This is a genomic window from Streptomyces sp. NPDC050549 (assembly GCF_040655035.1).
GTDB lineage: Bacteria > Actinomycetota > Actinomycetes > Streptomycetales > Streptomycetaceae > Streptomyces.
Genome location: NZ_JBFAJD010000058.1, coordinates 23,574 through 41,959, shown reverse-complemented (window position 1 = coordinate 41,959; position 18,386 = coordinate 23,574). Strand labels below are relative to the sequence as shown.

Below are 18,386 nucleotides of genomic sequence, written 5' to 3'. Positions count from 1 at the left end.
CCCCACCCTCCCATCTACCTATCCCCCACCATTTTGCCAAAAACCCACCACAAATCAACATAAAACCCCACACCCGCCCCACTCCGGGGGGGCTTCGTGTTTCACGTGAAACACGACGCCTCCCCGAGCATCACGGCTAGCGGATCCCCCGCCACCCCTCCGGGTCCACCCCACCCGGCACAGAAGCGCCCTCGTCGTACGGCTGACGGGTGAAGACGAACGATCCGAGGTCGAGGTGGCTGACAGACCCGTCCGGGCGCCGTACGGGCCGTAGGAGCTCTCCGGCGTAGTAACCCTCTAGTCCGGTCCAGGTGCCGTCACCGTTGGCCCGGAAACGTGAGCGGCGGCCCTTGCCCGCCAATGGCTCCAGCGATGCCCTCCCGTCTGCGGTTAGCCGCAGGGCGAACCCATGCGTACCCCAGTACCACTGCCCGGCCAACTCCAGTGCGGCTGCCTCGACTTCGGGCATCGGGCGCCACGGCTCGGGAATCCTCGGTTCGGCCTCGGCGACGATACGGACGAGGTCGGCGCCCAGCGATGACAGCAGCGGTCCGGACGTGCAGTTGGCCAGTACCACCGCCGAGACGTCGTCCTCCAGGCTGATGGTGAGGTTCGCCAGGAAGCCTGGCAGCGATCCGGAGTGTCCGATGAGCAGGCGGCCGTCGCGGTGCTGAATCTGCAGCCCGAGGCCGTAGGCGGCACCGTCCACGACGTCGGCTGCCTCGGCCGGTGCCGCGGGGGTACGCATCTCGCGCACCGACTCCGCGCTCAGGACCCGGTCGTCCCCGTTGGCCAGGAAGACGGCGAACCGCGCCAAGTCATCGGTGGTGGACCAGAGTTGACCGGCCGGCGCCATGAGACCGAGGTCCACGGCGGGTTCCGGAAGCAACGCGTCGGCCCATGGATGCACCGCCCAGCCACCCGCGTGGGGCGCCTGCGGCTGAGCACTCGTGCGATGGAGGCCCAGAGGTTCGAGCACTTCCCGCCGGAGTACGTCCTCCCAAGGCGCACCGCGCAGTTCCTCGACGAGCGCGCCCAACAGCGTGTATCCGGGGTTCGAATAGTGGAACCGGCGGCCGACCGGATGCAGCAGGGGGTGCTCGCCCAGCACATCGCGGAGTTCGGGGCGCAGGGAACCGGGCGTCCGTTCCCACCAGGGCGCGGGTGACTCGGCTGCCAACCCGCTTGTGTGCGCGAGCAGTTGGGCAATGGTGGACTCCCCCGCGCCGGTGCCCGGCAGATGCTTCTCCAGGGGGTCACCGAGATCGAGGAGGCCTCCGTCGCGCAGCCGCAGTACCAGGACGGCGGTGAACGTCTTGGTGATCGAGCCGATCCTGTACTGCACGTTCTCGTCCGGCCCGTGCCCGTCCACCGAGGTCCGCGCACCGTGCCATACCGCCCGCCCGTCCCGCACCACCGAAGCGACCAACGACGGTGCCCGCCCCTCGGCCTGGGCCACGGCGATCCGATGCAGCAACGCCCGGCGGGTAGCGGGAAGCAGGTCGTCCTGAGATGTCGTCATGCCCCCAGTCCATCCGGCGGGACTGCCCTACGTCGAGCACATTTCCCGGGACACGGAACCGGGTCGGCCGCCTAGGGTCGCCCGGTCACGTCTGCGCCATGTCCACGAAGCGCGAGTAGTGGCCCTGGAAGGCGACGGTGATCGTCGCCGTCGGGCCGTTACGGTGCTTGCCCACGATGATGTCGGCCTCGCCGGCGCGCGGCGACTCCTTCTCGTAGGCGTCCTCGCGGTGCAGCAGGATCACCATGTCGGCGTCCTGCTCGATGGAGCCGGACTCACGCAGGTCGGACACCATCGGCTTCTTGTCCGTGCGCTGCTCGGGACCACGGTTGAGCTGTGAGAGCGCGATCACCGGGACCTCCAGCTCCTTCGCCAGGAGCTTGAGGTTTCGGGACATGTCCGAGACCTCCTGCTGACGGCTCTCTTGGCGCTTGGAGCCACCTGCCTGCATGAGCTGCAGATAGTCGATGATCACCAGCTTGATGTCGCTGCGCTGCTTGAGGCGGCGGCACTTCGCACGGATCTCCATCATCGACAGGTTCGGGGAGTCGTCGATGTAGAGCGGCGCGGACGACACCTCGGGCATCCGACGGGCCAGCCGGGTCCAGTCCTCGTCGGTCATGGTGCCGGAACGCATGTGGTGCAGGGCGACGCGCGCCTCGGCTGACAGCAGGCGCATCGCGATCTCGTTGCGCCCCATTTCGAGGGAGAAGATGACGCTTGGCAGGTTGTGCTTGATCGATGCCGCCCGCGCGAAGTCCAGCGCGAGTGTGGACTTGCCCATGGCGGGACGGGCGGCGATGACGATCATCTGGCCCGGGTGCAGACCGTTGGTGAGGGAGTCGAGGTCCGTGAACCCGGTGGGCACACCTGTCATCTCGCCGCTACGTGAGCCGATCGCCTCGATCTCGTCGAGCGCGCCCTCCATGATGTCGCCGAGCGGGAGGTAGTCCTCGCTGGTCCGCTGCTCGGTGACCGCGTAGATCTCGGCCTGGGCCCGGTTGACGATCTCATCGACGTCGTCGTCGGCCGCGTATCCCATCTGCGTGATGCGCGTACCGGCCTCGACCAGGCGGCGCAGTACGGCACGCTCGTGGACGATTTCGGCGTAGTACTCCGCGTTCGCCGCCGTCGGCACGGTCTGAACGAGCGTGTGCAGATACGATGCGCCGCCGACCTTGTTGATCTCTCCGCGCTTGGTGAGTTCGGCCGCGATGGTGATCGGGTCGGCCGGCTCGCCCTTGGCGTAGACGTCGAGGATCGCCTGATAGATCGTCTCGTGCGCGGGCTTGTAGAAGTCATGGCCCTTGAGGACCTCGACGACGTCGGCGATGGCGTCCTTGGACAGGAGCATGCCGCCGAGTACGGACTGCTCGGCATCAAGATCCTGCGGCGGCACACGCTCGAAGGCCGAGCCCGCGCCCTCCCACTCGCCGCCTTCCCGACCGCGGTCGTGCTGTTCATCGCGGCCCCGGCCTCCGTCACCGCGCCGTCGGGAAGCAGGCAGACGATCACTTGGACCGCTCTCGGCCCACGGGTCGTCCAAGGGCTCGGAAATACTCAACCGAGCCACCTCCTCCCGTCCGCCGAGCGGACCTCGCCGTGCCCCTCATTTCTACGGCACGGCACTGACAAATGAGACGCCCAACTCCGGTACGGGCGCGTCGGTTTTGTGATGGTTTTCAAGCCGACGGACGGAGCGGGCGCCGGTCCACCGTAGGCCCGCGGGCACCGTCAGCCAATCTGGTTATCCACAGGCCATGTGGACGACGGCCCGGATGCTGTGGAGAACCCGCCAAAACCTGTGCACGACCCGGTGGACAGCCCTGTGAACAAGACCCGATTCTTCCAAGCACGACCAGCCTGACCTGCCATTTCCCCATCCGCCGGCTGTGCAGAAGAAAAACTTCTCCAGTCGGGCCACGATCGCTTCGAACAGTGCGCGGGAGGACACGAGGCGACATCGGAGGTAAGGGTCACATGACAATTGCATCTCTTACCTGTGGACGATTAGATTAGTGCTCATGACACAGGCTCCCGCGACCACCAAGGCCACCCGACGCCGACACGACCGCGAGATCGTCATGCTGGCCGTTCCGGCCTTCGGCGCACTCGTCGCCGAGCCCCTCTTCGTCATGGCCGACAGCGCGATCGTGGGCCATCTCGGTACGGCACAACTCGCCGGTCTCGGCGTGGCTTCCGCCCTCCTGACGACAGCCGTGAGCGTCTTCGTCTTCCTCGCCTACGCCACCACGGCTGCCGTCGCCCGACGCGTCGGCGCGGGTGATCTCCAAGCCGCCATCCGCCAGGGCATGGACGGCATCTGGCTCGCCCTGTTGATCGGTTCCACCGTCATCGCTGTCGTTCTCCCGGCGGCACCCGCCCTCGTCGGCCTCTTCGGTTCCTCGAACACGGCGGCCCCCTATGCGACGACCTATCTTCGGATCTCCTCCCTCGGCATCCCGGCCATGCTGATAGTGCTCGCCGCCACCGGAGTCCTGCGCGGACTGCAGAACACAAAGACACCGCTGTACGTCGCCATCACCGGCTTCATCGCCAACGGCGTCCTCAACCTGGGACTCGTCTACGGCGCCGACCTCGGCATCGCCGGTTCCGCCTGGGGCACCGTCATCGCCCAGTGGGGAATGGCTGCCGTCTATCTCGTCGTGGTCGTCCGTGGGGCTCGCCGTCACGGCGCCTCGCTCCGCCCCGACTCGACAGGGATCCGAGCCTCTGCGCAAGCGGGTGCACCTCTCCTGGTGCGCACACTCTCCCTGAGAGCGATCCTCCTGATCGCGACGGCGGTCGCCGCCCGCCTCGGGGATGCCGATATCGCCGCCCACCAGATCATCCTGTCGCTGTGGTCTCTGCTGGCCTTCGCACTCGACGCCATCGCCATCGCGGGCCAAGCCATCATCGGCCGCTACCTCGGTGCCGACGATCCACAAGGTGCCCGAGCCGCCTGCCGCCGCATGGTGCAGTGGGGCATCGCCGTCGGAGTGGTGTTCGGCTTCCTGTTGATCGTGTCCCGGCCACTGTTCCTCCCCTTGTTCACCAGCGACTCCACCGTCAAGGACACCGCCCTGCCCGCCCTGATCATGGTGGCGCTCTCGCAGCCGATCTGCGGTGTCGTCTTCGTCCTGGACGGAGTACTGATGGGGGCGGGAGACGGGCCGTATCTCGCAGGAGCGATGTTGGTGACCCTCGCGGTCTTCGCTCCAGTGGCCCTTCTCGTGCCGGCCCTCGGTGCCGGACTGACCGCTCTCTGGGGAGCGATGACCTTGATGATGACGGTGCGCATGCTGACGCTCCTGCTGCGCACCCGCTCGGGCCACTGGGTCGTCACGGGCGCGACCCGCTGACCGTTTCACGTGAAACATCGCGGCAGCCGCGTTTCACGTGAAACATGCGCGCCGTGGCATCGCCCGAACCGATGCGCGCCCTGCGGTCTGCACACCCCGAGACCGATGTCCGGGCCATGGCCTGCCCATCCCGGGCACGGCGGAGGGGCCGCACCCCAACGGGTACGGCCCCTCTCTCAGCTGTGCCGAGCGCAGCGGTCAGGCCGCGATGACCTCGATGTTGACCTTGGCGGCAACCTCGGGGTGCAGACGCACGGACGTCTCGTGGGCGCCCAGGGTCTTGATCGGGGCAGACAGCTCGATACGACGCTTGTCGACCTCGGGGCCACCGGAAGCCTTGATCGCCGAAGCGATGTCGGCCGGGGTGACGGAACCGAAGAGACGACCGGCGTCGCCGGAGCGGACGGCCAGACGAACCTTGACGCCTTCGAGCTGGGCCTTCACAGAGTTGGCCTGCTCGATGGTCTGGATCTCGTGGATCTTGCGAGCACGGCGGATCTGCTCGACGTCCTTCTCGCCACCCTTGGTCCAGCGGATAGCGAACTTCCGCGGAATCAGGTAGTTGCGAGCGTAACCGTCCTTGACGTCGACGACGTCGCCCGCGGCACCGAGGCCGGAGACCTCGTGGGTGAGGATGATCTTCATTGGTCGGTCACCCTTCCCTTATCGCGCGGTGGAGGTGTAGGGCAGCAGCGCCATCTCACGGCTGTTCTTCACGGCCGTGGCGACGTCACGCTGGTGCTGCGTGCAGTTGCCGGTCACGCGGCGGGCACGGATCTTGCCGCGGTCGGAAATGAACTTCCGCAGCATGTTCGTGTCCTTGTAGTCCACGTACTGGACCTTGTCCTTGCAGAATGCGCAGACCTTCTTCTTCGGCTTGCGCACAGGCGGCTTCGCCATGGTGTATCTCCTGTGTGATCAAGAAGTGTGGGTACGACCCACCCTCGGCCCGAAGGCCTAGAAGGGGGGTTCGTCCGAGTAGCCGCCGCCACCGCCGGCACCGCCGGAGTTTCCACCCCAGCCGCCACCGCCGCCGCCCTGGTTGCCACCGGCGGGAGCGCCGGTTGCCCACGGGTCGTCGGCGGGAGCACCGCCGGCCGGCTGCCCGCCGCCGGAGTTTCCACCCCAGCCGCCGCCACCCTGGCCGCCACCACCGCCGCCGCCGAAGCCGCCGCCCTGGCCACCGCGAGCGCCACCGGCGGTCTTGGTGACCTTGGCCGTGGCACTGCGCAGGCTGGCGCCGACTTCTTCGACGTCCAGTTCGTAGACCGTGCGCTTGACGCCCTCACGGTCCTCGTAGGACCGCTGCTTCAACCGGCCCTGCACGATGACGCGCATGCCTCGCTGGAGCGATTCGGCGACGTTCTCCGCCGCCTGACGCCAGACCGAGCAGGTGAGGAAGAGGCTTTCGCCGTCCTTCCACTCGTTCGTCTGGCGGTCGAAGGTGCGGGGAGTGGACGCGACACGGAACTTCGCGACCGCCGCACCAGAAGGGGTGAAGCGCAGCTCGGGGTCGTCGACAAGATTGCCGACGACCGTGATGACGGTCTCGCCTGCCATGGGGGAACCTCTCGGCGGGTTTGCTGCTGGCTGCTTGGTGCTGCTACTCGAATCCCGAGATCGGCTGAGCTAGATGCTCAGTGGGTCTCGGGGCGGAGGACCTTGGTCCGGAGGACCGACTCGTTCAGGTTCATCTGGCGGTCGAGCTCCTTGACGACCGCAGGCTCGGCCTGCAGGTCGATGACCGAGTAGATGCCCTCGGGCTTCTTCTTGATCTCGTACGAGAGACGACGACGGCCCCAGGTGTCGACCTTCTCGACCTTTCCGTTGCCCTCACGGACGACGGAGAGGAAGTTCTCGATCAGGGGGGAGACAGCGCGCTCCTCCAGATCGGGGTCGAGGATGACCATCACCTCGTAGTGACGCATGTGGAACCCACCTCCTTTGGACTCAGCGGCCACGGTCGATCCGTGGCAGGAGGGTTGTGATGCGTAAGCAACAGTGTGTGCCAGTAAAACAGCCGCCACTGACATCGGGTGCCCCTTGCGGAGATTCCGATCCGTGACGACGTGGACAGACACCAGTGCAGAGGGTACAGAGTACCCGCACACCGGCTTCCGGTTGAAATCCGGTGGCGGAGAGCGCCAATCTGTACACATCGGGTGTGTCCGGCGCGACGACGCGCCGCCTTCCGCAGGAGGTGCCACATGGCACAGGCATTGCGACCCAACACCGCCGGTTCCCTTTTCGCCACGGACGGCAAGCCCCATCCGCTCCAGGACACGCTGCTCGCGGTGACCCTGGTGCTCGGGCTGACCGCGTTCGTCACGGGCTTCTTCCACAACCTGCATCTGCTCAGCTCATGGACCGGCCTGGTGGGGATCCTCACCGGCGCGTACGGCCAGTGGATCTCCGAGACGACAAGGGAGCGCTTCGGGCTGATCCTGGGTCTCGGTGCCGCGGGTGTCGGGTTCTTCCTCGGCATGGCGCACGGCGGACTGTTCGGCGGTGTCATCAGCTGACGCTCCGGCACCACGGTCCGAACACCGCGTAAAACACCACGGAACGCCTCGGCGACCTACAGGCCGAGGCGAAGGTTGCATACGCCCAGTCGGGGCGCTCGCAAGGCGCAGTAGGCTTCGGCGCGAGAGCCGGAGCCCCTGTACCCATGGGGACACACCAGCCCGAGGAGCGCCCCGAATGAGCCTGACCCTGAGGACCATCAGCCGAGAGCAGCATCTGGCATTCATCCAGAGCCTGCCGTCGGCTAGCCACATGCAGGTCCCGGCATGGGCTGATGTGAAGGCGGAGTGGCGCTCCGAGAACCTCGGCTGGTTCGACGAGAAGACCGGCGAGCTGGTCGGTGTGGGCCTGGTCCTCTACCGCCAACTCCCCAAGATCAAGCGCTACTTGGCCTATCTGCCCGAGGGCCCGGTCATCAACTGGTTCGCGCCGAATCTGGACGACTGGATCCAGCCGATGCTGGCCCACCTGAAGCAGCAGGGCGCCTTCTCGGTGAAGATGGGCCCGCCGGTTATCATCCGGCGCTGGGAGGCCACTTCCATCAAGGCGGGCATCCAGAACCCGGATGTGAAGCGGCTGCGTGACATCGAGGCCGACTACATCGAACCGCGCGCCTTCGAGGTGGCCGACAAGCTGCGCCGTATGGGCTGGCAGCAGGGCGAGGACGGCGGCGCCGGCTTCGGCGACGTCCAGCCGCGCTACGTCTACCAGGTGCCGCTGGCGAACCGCTCGCTCGAAGAGGTCCACAAGAACTTCAACCAGCTGTGGCGCCGCAACATCAAGAAGGCCGAGAAGGCCGGTGTCGAGGTCGTGCAGGGCGGCTACCACGACCTTGAGGAGTGGCAGCGGCTGTATGAAATCACGGCCGTGCGCGACCACTTCCGGCCCCGCCCGCTGTCGTACTTCCAACGCATGTGGACGGCCCTCAACACCGAGGACCCCAACCGGATGCGTCTGTACTTCGCCCGGCACGACGGGGTGAACCTGTCGGCGGCGACGATGCTCGTGGTCGGCGGACACGTCTGGTACTCCTATGGTGCCTCCGACAACATCGGGCGTGAGGTCCGGCCCTCGAACGCGATGCAGTGGCGGATGCTGCGCGACGCCTACGCGCTCGGCGCCACTGTCTACGACCTGCGCGGCATCTCCGACTCGCTGGACGAGACCGACCACCTCTTCGGTCTGATCCAGTTCAAGGTGGGCACCGGTGGACAGGCCGCCGAGTACCTGGGCGAGTGGGACTTCCCGCTGAACAAGTTGCTCCACAAGGCGCTCGACATCTACATGTCGCGCCGCTGACCTCACGGTCCTCGCTTCGATAACGTCGACAGCCCTCAGCTCTCATACTCCTGATACACCGCAGCCACCAGAAAGGTTCCAGGTCCGGCCATGGCGCTCACGCTCTACGTCGACACTGCGCGCTGGCGGGCGCATCACAAGCACGTGGCCGAGCAGTTCCCGGGGCTCGTCCCGGTCTGCAAGGGCAACGGCTACGGCTTCGGGCACGAGCGGCTGGCGGAGGAGGCGACGCGTCTCGGCGCGGACGTCCTCGCCGTCGGCACGACGTACGAGGCCGCCCGGATCAAGGACTGGTTCGGGGGCGACCTGCTGGTGCTGACGCCCTACCGCCGCGGCGAGGAGCCCGTTCCGCTGCCGGACCGGGTGATCCGCTCGGTGTCGTCCATCGACGGTGTGTACGGCCTCGTGGGCGCCCGTGTGGTCATCGAGGTGATGTCCTCGATGAAGCGGCACGGTGTCAGCGAGCAGGAACTGCCGCAGTTGCACTCGGCCATAGAGAACGTCCGCCTGGAGGGCTTCGCCATCCACCTCCCGCTGGACCGGACCGACGGCTCGGACGCCGTCGAGGAGGTCATCGGCTGGATGGACCGGCTGCGGGCCGCGCGGCTGCCGTTGCACACTATGTTCGTCAGCCACCTCAAGGCCGAGGAACTCGCCCGGCTGCAGCAGCAGTTCCCGCAGACCCGCTTCCGGGCCCGTATCGGCACCCGGCTGTGGCTGGGGGACCACGAGGCCACCGAGTACCGCGGGGCGGTCCTGGACGTCACCCGGGTCTCCAAGGGCGACCGCTTCGGCTACCGGCAGCAGAAGGCCGCCTCCGACGGCTATCTGGTGGTCGTGGCGGGCGGTACGTCGCACGGGGTGGGCCTGGAGGCCCCCAAGGCGCTGCACGGCGTCATGCCGCGCGCCAAGGGCGTCGCCCGCGCCGGCCTTGCCACGGTGAACCGGAACCTTTCTCCGTTCGTCTGGGACGGCAAGCAGCGCTGGTTCGCCGAGCCTCCGCACATGCAGGTCTCGATCCTGTTCGTGCCGGCGGAAGCGGCCGAGCCGAAGGTCGGCGAGGAGCTGGTGGCCCATCTGCGGCACACCACAACCCAGTTCGACCGCATCGTCGATCGCTGAACGTCCCCAAGCTCAGCCGAAAGGCCGTACACGGAACCTCCCGTGTACGGCCTTTCGCGTGGTCTCGCCGGATGCTGTTCGCTCAGAGCGAACGGCCTGTCGGGCCCTCGCTGCCCCACTCCACCTGCGGTCCTTCGAAGGGGGCCGCGTGCCGTCCGGGACGGGCCGCGGCCCCGAACACGAACATGTCCTCCGCCCGGTCGAGCACTCCGCCCGAGGGGTCGTCGTCGCCCGCCAGGCGCACCACGTCCCGTTCCGGCATGAGGATGTCGCGCACGATCACGGCGCACAGGTAGAGCGTGCCCAGGATGTGCAGGCCGATGGCCAAGTGGTAGCCGTCGGTCGGCAGGCCCTTGTGGGCGTTTCCGCTGGTCGTGTAGGCGAGGTACATCCAGATGCCCAGGAAGTACGCCACCTCGCACGCCTGCCAGATCAGGAAGTCCCGCCACTTCGGCCGGGCCAGCACGGCCAGGGGGACCAGCCACAGCACGTACTGCGGGGAGTAGACCTTGTTGGTCACGATGAACGCCGCGACGATCAGGAAGGCCAGTTGGGCGAAGCGCGGCCGACGAGGAGCGGTCATCGTGAGCGCCGCGATACCTCCGCAGCACAGCAGCATCAGCAGCGTGGCGAACGTGTTGACGGTGTCGGTGCTGAGCGGGTCGGTGGACTTCTGGGCCATGATCAGCCAGAAGGACCCGAAGTCGACGCCCCGTTCCTGGCTGAACGTATAGAACTTCGACCAGCCGTCGAAGGCGAAGAGCATCACCGGCAGGTTCACAGCCAGCCAGGCGACGACGGTCCCGCCGAACGCCTTCCCGAAGTCCCGCCATTTGCCCGCGCGCCAGCACAGCAGGAACAAGGGGCCCAGGAGAAAGACGGGATACAGCTTGGCGGCCGTGGCAAGGCCCAACAGGACGCCGAAAGCGAGGGAACGGCCCCGGGACCACATCAGCATCGCCGAGGCCGTCAGAGCGACGGCCAGCAGGTCCCAGTTGATGGTGGCGGTCAGCGCGAAGGCAGGCGCCAGGGCGACCAGCAGTCCGTCCCAGGGGCGCCGGGCGTGCGTGCGGCTGACGCATACGACGATGACGGCGGCGCACACCATCAGCATCCCGGCGTTGACCATCCAGTACCACTGTTCCTGGTGCTGGATGCTGCCGCTGCCCGGTGTGAGCCAGGCGGCCACCTCCATGAACACCCCGGTCAGCACCGGGTATTCGAGGTACTGCATGTCGCCGGGGAGCTTGTCGAAGTACGGGACGAGCCCGTCGGCGAAGCCGCGCCCCTGGTAGAGGTGCGGGATGTCCGAGTAGCAAGCGTGCGTGTACTGCGAACTCGCGCCGAAGAACCAACCGCTGTTGTAGCAGGGCGCCTTCTGGACCAGGCCGAGGGCGAACATACCGATCGCCACCAATGCGATGACCCGTACGGGAGTCCACCAGGACGTCCCGAGGAGGGCGCGCCGGCCGATGGGGCCACCGATCAGTTCGCTACCGGCGGCGGCGACCTGGTCGACCTTGGTCGGCTTTACCGGATCCGGCTTGTGCACGCTCGTGGGCGTCAGTTCTGCACTGGGCATGGGGCACATCCTGCCGTACACACCTAGGAATACGCCGAGGGCCGCCGCAACCCGGTGGGTGCGACGGCCCCTGTTTCACGTGAAACCGTCCACGATGGGTGTTTCACGTGAAACACCCATCGTGGACGGTATGGCGGCTAACCGTTTGCGCCTCCGAAGATGCCCCCGTTGCCGTTGCCGTTATTAGTGCCGGTGGACTCCGTCGCAGTGGCCGTGTCCGTCGGCGTGGACGTCGTGCCTCCGGTGGTGCCGCCGTTGTTACTGCACTGCCAGCTGAACCGGCAGGACTCGGTTGCCGACGGCGTCGAACTCGGCGTCTCGCTCGGCGTCTCGCTCGGCGTCTCACTGGGTGTCTCGCTGGGCGTCACCACGGGCGTCGGACTGGGAGACGGTGCGCCGTCCTCGTTCTGGACCTTGTCAATCTTGGTGGCCTCCGGGAAGCCCGGGTCGGAGGCCCCCTTGAGTGCGGCCTCCATGTACTCGGTCCAGATCGATGTCGGGATGTCACCACCGTGAATGGACGCCACGCCCGCCGTACCGTTCATGGAGAGCAGTTCGGCGTCCTTGGGGTTCTCCCTGAACATCGCGATCGACGTCGAGAGCTGCTGGGTGTAGCCGACGAACCAGGCCGACTTGTTGCTGTCGGTGGTACCGGTCTTGCCGGCCGCCGTGCGGCCCAGAGCCTTCGCGTTCTCCGCCGTACCGTTCTGGATGACGTTCTCCAGGGTGTCCGTGACGTTGTTCGCCACGTTCTCCGGCATCGCCTGCTTCACAGCGGGCTTGTCGAAGCCGGACACCGGCTGTCCGCCTTGCTTGACGGCGGTCACCGAGTACGGGTCCGCCTGCTTGCCAGAGGCTGCGAACGTCGCGTAGGCGTCGGCCATCCGGATCGCGCTGGGTGTCGACGTACCGATGGCGAAGGACGCGTTGAGATCCTTCGCCATACTGGCGTCCAGGATGCCCGCCGACTGGGCGACGGCCTTCACCTTCGTCATCCCGACGTCCATACCGAGCTGCACGTACGGCGTGTTGATGGACTGCTCCATCGCCTTGCGGAGCGTGATGTAGCCCCAGGGATAGTTGCTCTCGTTGTTCTGGTAGAACGTCGAGCCGTCCTTGTTCAGGACGTACGAACCGTCCTGGTTTTCGACCTTGAGGTGATCGTCGCCGTTGTATTTACTCAGCGGCGAGATACCCACGCCATCGGTCTTGTACGTTCCGTACTCCATGGCTGCGGCGAGCACGAACGGCTTCCAGGTCGAGCCCACGGGGACACCCGAAGTGTCGGCGTTGTTGGTGAAGTGGCCGTTCTCGTATCCGTCACCTCCGTAGAGGGCGACGATCGCTCCGTCCTTGGGCCTCACCGACGCCGCGCCGAACTGGACGTACTTGTCCAGACTGCGCTTCTTCGGGTCGATGCGCTCCTTCTGGACCTTCTTCACGGCCGCGCTCAGCTCGTTGACCTTGTCCTTCTCGAAGGTCGTGTAGATCTGGAAGCCACCCTTGTCGAACTCGGTCTGTGAGATGTTCGAGTGGTTCAGGACGTACTTCTTGGCCGTGTCGACCAGGTAGCTGATCTGGCCGGTCATGCCCTTGGTCGCCTTCAGGCCCTGGGGCTCGGGGTACTTCTTTATGGCCGCCTGGTACTCGGCGTCCGTGATGTGCTTGTCGTTGTGCATCTGCTCGAGGATCCAGCTCCAGCGGGCCTCGGAACGTTTGCGGTTGGCGTCGGACGTCGCCGCGGGGTCGATGTTCGTGGCGCCGATCGGGTCGTAGTACGTCGGACCCTTCAACAGTGCCGCCAGGAAGGCGCACTGACTCGGCGTCAGCTTGACCGCGTCCACACCGTAGTAGGTCTGCGCGGCGGCCTGTATGCCGTAGGCGCCACGGCCGTAGTACGAGGTGTTCAGGTAGCCCTGGAGGACCTGCTCCTTGCTGAGCGACGTGCCCACCTTGATGGAGATGAACATCTCCTTGAACTTGCGGCTGACCGTCTGTTCCTGGCTCAGGTAGGTGTTCTTGACGAACTGCTGGGTGATCGTCGAACCACCCTGCGTCTCACCGCCCCGGGCCATGTTGACCAGGGCCCGGGCGATACCCATGGGGTCGACGCCCGAGTCCGTGTAGAAGCTCTTGTTCTCGGCCGAGATCACCGACCACTGCATGGCCTTCGGGATGTCGGCGATGGTGATGTTCTGACGGTTGGCGCCGGTGCCCGTGGCGACCATCTGGCTGCCGTCGGACCAGTAGTAGACGTTGTTCTGCGACTTGGCCGCAGTGTTCTCGCTGGGGATGCTGACCATCGCGTAGCCGACACCCACCGCGGCCACGATGCTGCCGAAGAACAACAGGCACAGCGTGGAGACAAGCCGCCAGGAAGGCACCCAGCGGCGCCATCCGTACTTGTCGAAGCGCGGATAGTCGATGAACCTCTTCTTGCCGGGCGCGGGACCGCGTCCTCTGCCCCGGCCGGGCCCGTTCGGGCCACCGGGACCACGCCCTGCCGGCTCGGCCCCTCTACGACGGCCGCCGCCTCTCTGCGCGGCCCGACGGGCTTCGGCACGGCTGCCGTACTGGCGGTCGTCACCCCCCGAATCGGCGGAGTTCGACCCATAGGAATCGGATGGAGACCCGGTGGTGGCGCCTCGCGGTGCCGCGCGGCGGCCGGAGGTCGGTCCGGACTGGCCGCGTCGGTCCGCGGCACGTCCGCCTCCCTGCGGCTGCGGCGGTTTGCGACGGTGCTCGCTCATCGAACGATTACTCCTCGGGCAGGCGCACCCGTGCGCGCCTGGAAACGGCGGCTGGTTTCCGGTCCCCCCGAAGTACGGATGTGGTCGGTTCTGCATTCATCCGTACCGCACCGGGGACGTTGACGCCCCCACGCGTCACTTGGTTCCCGGTGGTGTGCATGCCGCACAGACTACGCACCGTCAAAACCTGCTTAGCCCCGAAGTTCACCCCAAATCAGGCAACTTGCTTCCAACGAATCAGTGATGTGACGCCGCTCACCATCTCCCCACTTGTCGCATCCGGAAGGCCGTTCTATCGTCTGGATGTATCGAGTCGATACATCAGCTCGGCATAAAGACCGTCACGGTCGGACCGCGGACAGAGAGGAGGCGACGATGAGCCGACGTTCCGGCATCCTCGAGTTCGCCATCCTCGGGCTGCTCCGCGAATCCCCGATGCACGGCTATGAGCTGCGCAAACGACTCAATACGTCACTGGGTGTGTTCCGTGCGTTCAGCTACGGGACGCTCTATCCCTGCCTCAAGACGCTGGTCGCCAACGGCTGGTTGATCGAGGAGGCGGGGAACACTCCTGAGGACGCCCTCACGGCCACACTCGCGGGGCGTCGCGCCAAAATCGTCTACCGGTTGACGGCTGAAGGTAAGGAGCACTTCGAGGAGCTGCTCTCGCAGACGGGGCCCGACGCGTACGAGGACGAACATTTCGCCGCTCGTTTCGCCTTCTTCGGGCAGACGTCACGCGACGTACGCATGCGCGTCCTGGAGGGTCGCCGCAGCCGGCTGGAGGAGCGTCTGGAGAAGATGCGTGCCTCCCTGGCGCGGACCCGGGAGCGCCTCGACGACTACACCCTTGAGCTCCAGCGCCACGGAATGGAGTCCGTGGAGCGCGAAGTGCGCTGGCTGAACGAGCTCATCGAGAGCGAGCGGGCCGGACGTGACCTGAAGGGTCCCGTTCCGGACGGCACCGCTCAGCAGGACAGCACATCCGGGGAGTCGGGCGGCCTGCCCCGGCTCGGGGGTGCCACCCCCGGGCCGGATCCGTCCGACGAAACCACCACATGAGGTCCAGTCAGGGCCTCACCTCGCACACACAGGGAGCAACCGGAATGGGTTCGGTTCGCGTAGCCATCGTCGGCGTGGGCAACTGCGCCGCCTCACTGGTACAGGGCGTCGAGTACTACAAGGACGCCGATCCGGCGGCCAAGGTGCCAGGCCTGATGCACGTCCAGTTCGGCGACTACCACGTCGGTGACGTCGAGTTCGTCGCCGCGTTCGACGTCGACGCGAAGAAGGTCGGCCTCGACCTCGCCGACGCCATCGGTGCCAGCGAGAACAACACCATCAAGATCTGCGACGTCCCGAACAAGGGCGTCACGGTCCAGCGCGGCCACACCCTCGACGGCCTGGGCAAGTACTACCGCATGACGATCGAGGAGTCCGACGAGACCCCGGTCGACGTGGTCCAGGTCCTCAAGGACAAGCAGGTGGACGTCCTCATCTGCTATCTGCCCGTCGGCTCCGAGGACGCGGCGAAGTTCTACGCCCAGTGCGCCATCGACGCCAAGGTCGCCTTCGTCAACGCCCTCCCGGTCTTCATCGCCGGCACCAAGGAGTGGGCGGACAAGTTCACCGAGGCCGGTGTCCCGATCGTCGGCGACGACATCAAGTCGCAGGTCGGCGCCACCATCACGCACCGTGTGATGGCGAAGCTGTTCGAGGACCGCGGTGTCCGTCTTGAGCGCACGATGCAGCTCAACGTCGGCGGCAACATGGACTTCAAGAACATGCTGGAGCGCGACCGCCTCGAGTCCAAGAAGATCTCGAAGACCCAGGCCGTCACCTCGCAGATCCCGGACCGCGACCTGGGCGAGAAGAACGTCCACATCGGCCCGTCGGACTACGTCCAGTGGCTCGACGACCGCAAGTGGGCCTACGTCCGCCTCGAAGGCCGTGCCTTCGGCGACGTCCCGTTGAACCTGGAATACAAGCTGGAGGTCTGGGACTCTCCGAACTCTGCTGGTGTCATCATCGACGCCCTGCGCGCCGCGAAGATCGCCAAGGACCGCGGCATCGGCGGCCCGATCCTCTCCGCGTCGAGCTACTTCATGAAGTCCCCGCCGGTCCAGTACTTCGACGACGAGGCCTACGCCAACGTCGAGAAGTTCATCAAGGGCGAGGTCGAGCGCTAGGACCCGCCGGTTCGGTCGTCGAGGGTCCCCAGGGCATTCCGCCCGGGGACCCTCCTCGTATGTGAGGCTGTGCCCATGGCCGTCGTCCGTGACCTGCGCGTCCTTCTGCGCTTCCAGGGCTTCCGCCGCCTGCTCGCCGTACGACTCCTCTCCCAGGGCGCCGACGGCGTCTACCAGGTCGCACTCGCCGCCTACGTCGTGTTCTCCCCGGAGAAACAGACCTCGGCCGGCGCGATCGCCTCCGCGATGGCGGTCCTGCTCCTCCCGTACTCCCTCATCGGCCCCTTCGCCGGCGTCCTCCTGGATCGCTGGCGCCGCCGCCAGGTCTTCCTCTACGGCAATCTGCTGCGCGCCCTGCTGGCCGCGGCCAGCGCCGTCCTGATGGTGAGTCATGTCCCGGACTGGCTCTTCTACGTCTCCGCGCTGTGCGTCACCGCCGTCAACCGCTTCGTCCTCGCCGGCCTGTCCGCCGCGCTCCCTCGCGTGGTCGACGACGAACGGCTCGTCCTCGCCAACTCCCTTGCCCCCACGGCCGGAACACTCGCGGCGACCGCGGGCGGCGGCCTCGCCTTCGTCGTCCGGCTACTGGTCGCGGACACCGACGCCACCGTGGTCCTGCTGGGTGCCGCCCTGTATCTGTGCGCGGCCCTCACGTCATTGCGCATGGCCCCCGAACTCCTCGGCCCCGACCTCGCGTTGACCCGACCCCACCTGGCAACGGCCCTCGTCGGCACTGCCCGGGACCTGCGCGCGGCGCTACAGCATCTCGCCGCGCCACAGCGCCGGATGGCGGTCCGGGCCCTCCTCGCGATGACACTGATGCGCTTCTGCTACGGCGCCCTGACGGTCCTGGTGCTGATGCTCTGCCGGTACGCCCTGTCGTCAACCCCGGACGACGGACTGCGGCTCCTGGGGCTGGCGTTGGGGGTCTCCGGCGCCGGTTTCTTCGTGGCGGCCGTCGTGACACCCTGGGCCGCCGGACGCCTGGGCCCCGGCCGCTGGATCGCCGTGTGCGCCGCGGCCGCCGCGGTCCTGGAACCGGCCCTCGGCCTCCCGTTCACCACCGCCCCGATGCTGGCAGCGGCCTTCGTCCTGGGCCTGACCACACAGGGCGCGAAGATCGCCACGGACACGATCGTGCAGTTCTCGGTCGACGACGGCTTCCGCGGCCGGATCTTCTCCGTCTACGACGTCCTGTTCAATGTCGCCTTCGTCGGCGCGGCGGCGATGGCCGCCCTGGTGCTGCCGCCGGATGGCCGCTCGGTGACGCTGGTGGTCACAGTCGCCGTTATCTACTCGACGGTTGCTGCGGCTATGGCCCACTTTGAGCGCCGGAAAGTGTCACATCACTGACACGGAGTCGGTCCGGGTCACAGCGGTGTCAGTGGGTGCCGGTAACTTACGTGCGTCTTACTTCGCACCATGCCGCGTGCCATGCCGCGTCATGCGCCCACGTTCCAGGGGGGACCCCGATGACAACTCCGCCGCCTCAGAGCCCGAACCCATACGCCCAGGGCCAGCAGCCCTACGGCCAGCCCCAGGCGCAAGCTCCGTACCCGCCGCAGGGCCAGGCCCCGTATCCGCCCCAGGGCGGCTACCCGCAGCAGCCGGGCCAGCCCGGGTTCCCGCCGCAGGGCGCGGCTCCGTTCGCCCCGGTCCCGCCGCAGCCCAGGCGCCGCTTCAGCCCCAAGCTGATCCGGCTCGCCATCATCATCGTGATCGGTATCGGCGCAGCCATCTACGGCGTCATATCGAGCCAGAACGACCCCGACACCGCCAAGGTCGGCGACTGCATGCACCGCGGCAGCACCAGCGACACCAACCCGGACCTCAAGGTCGTGAAGTGCAGCGACGCAAAGGCCCAGTACGAGGTGCTGGCCAAGATCAGCGGAAACTACTCCGAGGCTGAGGCGCAGACCAAGTGCACGGCGGCCGCGAAGGACTTCCAGTACTCGTACACCGAGAGCGGTGACGGCAGCGACTTCCTGCTCTGCCTGAAGGACTACAAGAAGTAAGGCAGTTACAGCGCGGGGCGGT

Annotated in this window: 16 protein-coding genes; 8 read left to right on the top strand and 8 right to left on the bottom strand. The window is 66.8% G+C overall.

The genetic code is table 11. From position 1 onward, the window contains the following. Positions 1 to 136: 136 nt before the first annotated feature. Positions 137 to 1,522, bottom strand: a complete 1,386-nt coding sequence (locus tag AB0I51_RS44340; RefSeq protein ID WP_362984519.1) for a serine hydrolase domain-containing protein — start codon at positions 1,520 to 1,522, stop codon at positions 137 to 139. Between the two features lie 85 nt (positions 1,523 to 1,607). Beyond that, on the bottom strand, positions 1,608 to 3,086 hold the full coding sequence (gene dnaB / locus AB0I51_RS44335) for a replicative DNA helicase (RefSeq protein WP_200713270.1): 1,479 nt from the start codon (positions 3,084 to 3,086) through the stop codon (positions 1,608 to 1,610). A gap of 460 nt (positions 3,087 to 3,546) precedes the next feature. Here dnaB and AB0I51_RS44330 point away from each other — a divergent pair, with 460 nt between their 5' ends. Beyond that, complete coding sequence (locus AB0I51_RS44330; RefSeq protein ID WP_362984517.1) at positions 3,547 to 4,884, top strand: MATE family efflux transporter; 1,338 nt, start codon at positions 3,547 to 3,549, stop codon at positions 4,882 to 4,884. A gap of 198 nt (positions 4,885 to 5,082) precedes the next feature. Here AB0I51_RS44330 and rplI read toward each other — a convergent pair whose 3' ends face one another. The 4 genes from rplI to rpsF all read right to left on the bottom strand — a co-directional run bounded on the left by rplI (position 5,083) and on the right by rpsF (position 6,812). Then, complete coding sequence (rplI, locus tag AB0I51_RS44325) at positions 5,083 to 5,529, bottom strand: 50S ribosomal protein L9 (RefSeq protein WP_019073380.1); 447 nt, start codon at positions 5,527 to 5,529, stop codon at positions 5,083 to 5,085. A gap of 18 nt (positions 5,530 to 5,547) precedes the next feature. Then, positions 5,548 to 5,784, bottom strand: a complete 237-nt coding sequence (gene rpsR, locus AB0I51_RS44320; protein WP_006381652.1) for a 30S ribosomal protein S18 — start codon at positions 5,782 to 5,784, stop codon at positions 5,548 to 5,550. Positions 5,785 to 5,841: 57 nt separating this feature from the next. Next, positions 5,842 to 6,444, bottom strand: coding sequence for a single-stranded DNA-binding protein (locus tag AB0I51_RS44315; protein WP_362984515.1), 603 nt, complete (start codon positions 6,442 to 6,444; stop codon positions 5,842 to 5,844). Between the two features lie 77 nt (positions 6,445 to 6,521). Then, positions 6,522 to 6,812 (bottom strand): 30S ribosomal protein S6, encoded by a 291-nt coding sequence (gene rpsF, locus AB0I51_RS44310; RefSeq protein ID WP_006604399.1) that lies wholly within the window; start codon positions 6,810 to 6,812, stop codon positions 6,522 to 6,524. Positions 6,813 to 7,091: 279 nt separating this feature from the next. On the opposite strand from rpsF, the gene AB0I51_RS44305 reads away from it, so the two are divergent. The 3 genes from AB0I51_RS44305 (at position 7,092) to AB0I51_RS44295 (ending at position 9,828) form a co-directional block, all read left to right on the top strand. After that, positions 7,092 to 7,406 (top strand): hypothetical protein, encoded by a 315-nt coding sequence (locus tag AB0I51_RS44305; RefSeq protein ID WP_362984513.1) that lies wholly within the window; start codon positions 7,092 to 7,094, stop codon positions 7,404 to 7,406. Between the two features lie 178 nt (positions 7,407 to 7,584). After that, on the top strand, positions 7,585 to 8,706 hold the full coding sequence (gene femX / locus AB0I51_RS44300; protein WP_362984511.1) for a peptidoglycan bridge formation glycyltransferase FemX: 1,122 nt from the start codon (positions 7,585 to 7,587) through the stop codon (positions 8,704 to 8,706). A gap of 90 nt (positions 8,707 to 8,796) precedes the next feature. Beyond that, positions 8,797 to 9,828: an alanine racemase gene (locus tag AB0I51_RS44295; protein WP_043676063.1), complete on the top strand. Its 1,032-nt coding sequence runs from the start codon at positions 8,797 to 8,799 to the stop codon at positions 9,826 to 9,828. 82 nt (positions 9,829 to 9,910) lie between these two features. Here AB0I51_RS44295 and AB0I51_RS44290 read toward each other — a convergent pair whose 3' ends face one another. Continuing rightward, positions 9,911 to 11,410, bottom strand: coding sequence for a glycosyltransferase 87 family protein (locus AB0I51_RS44290; RefSeq protein WP_362984508.1), 1,500 nt, complete (start codon positions 11,408 to 11,410; stop codon positions 9,911 to 9,913). Between the two features lie 137 nt (positions 11,411 to 11,547). Beyond that, positions 11,548 to 13,794, bottom strand: a complete 2,247-nt coding sequence (locus AB0I51_RS44285) for a transglycosylase domain-containing protein (protein WP_362984506.1) — start codon at positions 13,792 to 13,794, stop codon at positions 11,548 to 11,550. A gap of 741 nt (positions 13,795 to 14,535) precedes the next feature. Here AB0I51_RS44285 and AB0I51_RS44280 point away from each other — a divergent pair. The 4 genes from AB0I51_RS44280 to AB0I51_RS44265 all read left to right on the top strand — a co-directional run bounded on the left by AB0I51_RS44280 (position 14,536) and on the right by AB0I51_RS44265 (position 18,364). Then, on the top strand, positions 14,536 to 15,222 hold the full coding sequence (locus tag AB0I51_RS44280) for a helix-turn-helix transcriptional regulator (RefSeq protein ID WP_362984504.1): 687 nt from the start codon (positions 14,536 to 14,538) through the stop codon (positions 15,220 to 15,222). 44 nt (positions 15,223 to 15,266) lie between these two features. Continuing rightward, the gene (locus tag AB0I51_RS44275; protein WP_093627941.1) at positions 15,267 to 16,349 is read left to right on the top strand and encodes an inositol-3-phosphate synthase; all 1,083 of its coding nucleotides are present in this window, start codon (positions 15,267 to 15,269) and stop codon (positions 16,347 to 16,349) included. A gap of 75 nt (positions 16,350 to 16,424) precedes the next feature. After that, positions 16,425 to 17,702, top strand: coding sequence for an MFS transporter (locus tag AB0I51_RS44270; protein ID WP_362984502.1), 1,278 nt, complete (start codon positions 16,425 to 16,427; stop codon positions 17,700 to 17,702). A gap of 119 nt (positions 17,703 to 17,821) precedes the next feature. Further along, positions 17,822 to 18,364 carry a hypothetical protein gene (locus AB0I51_RS44265; protein ID WP_362984500.1) on the top strand — a complete coding sequence of 181 codons (543 nt, stop codon included), beginning with the start codon at positions 17,822 to 17,824 and terminating at the stop codon, positions 18,362 to 18,364. Positions 18,365 to 18,386: the final 22 nt, after the last annotated feature.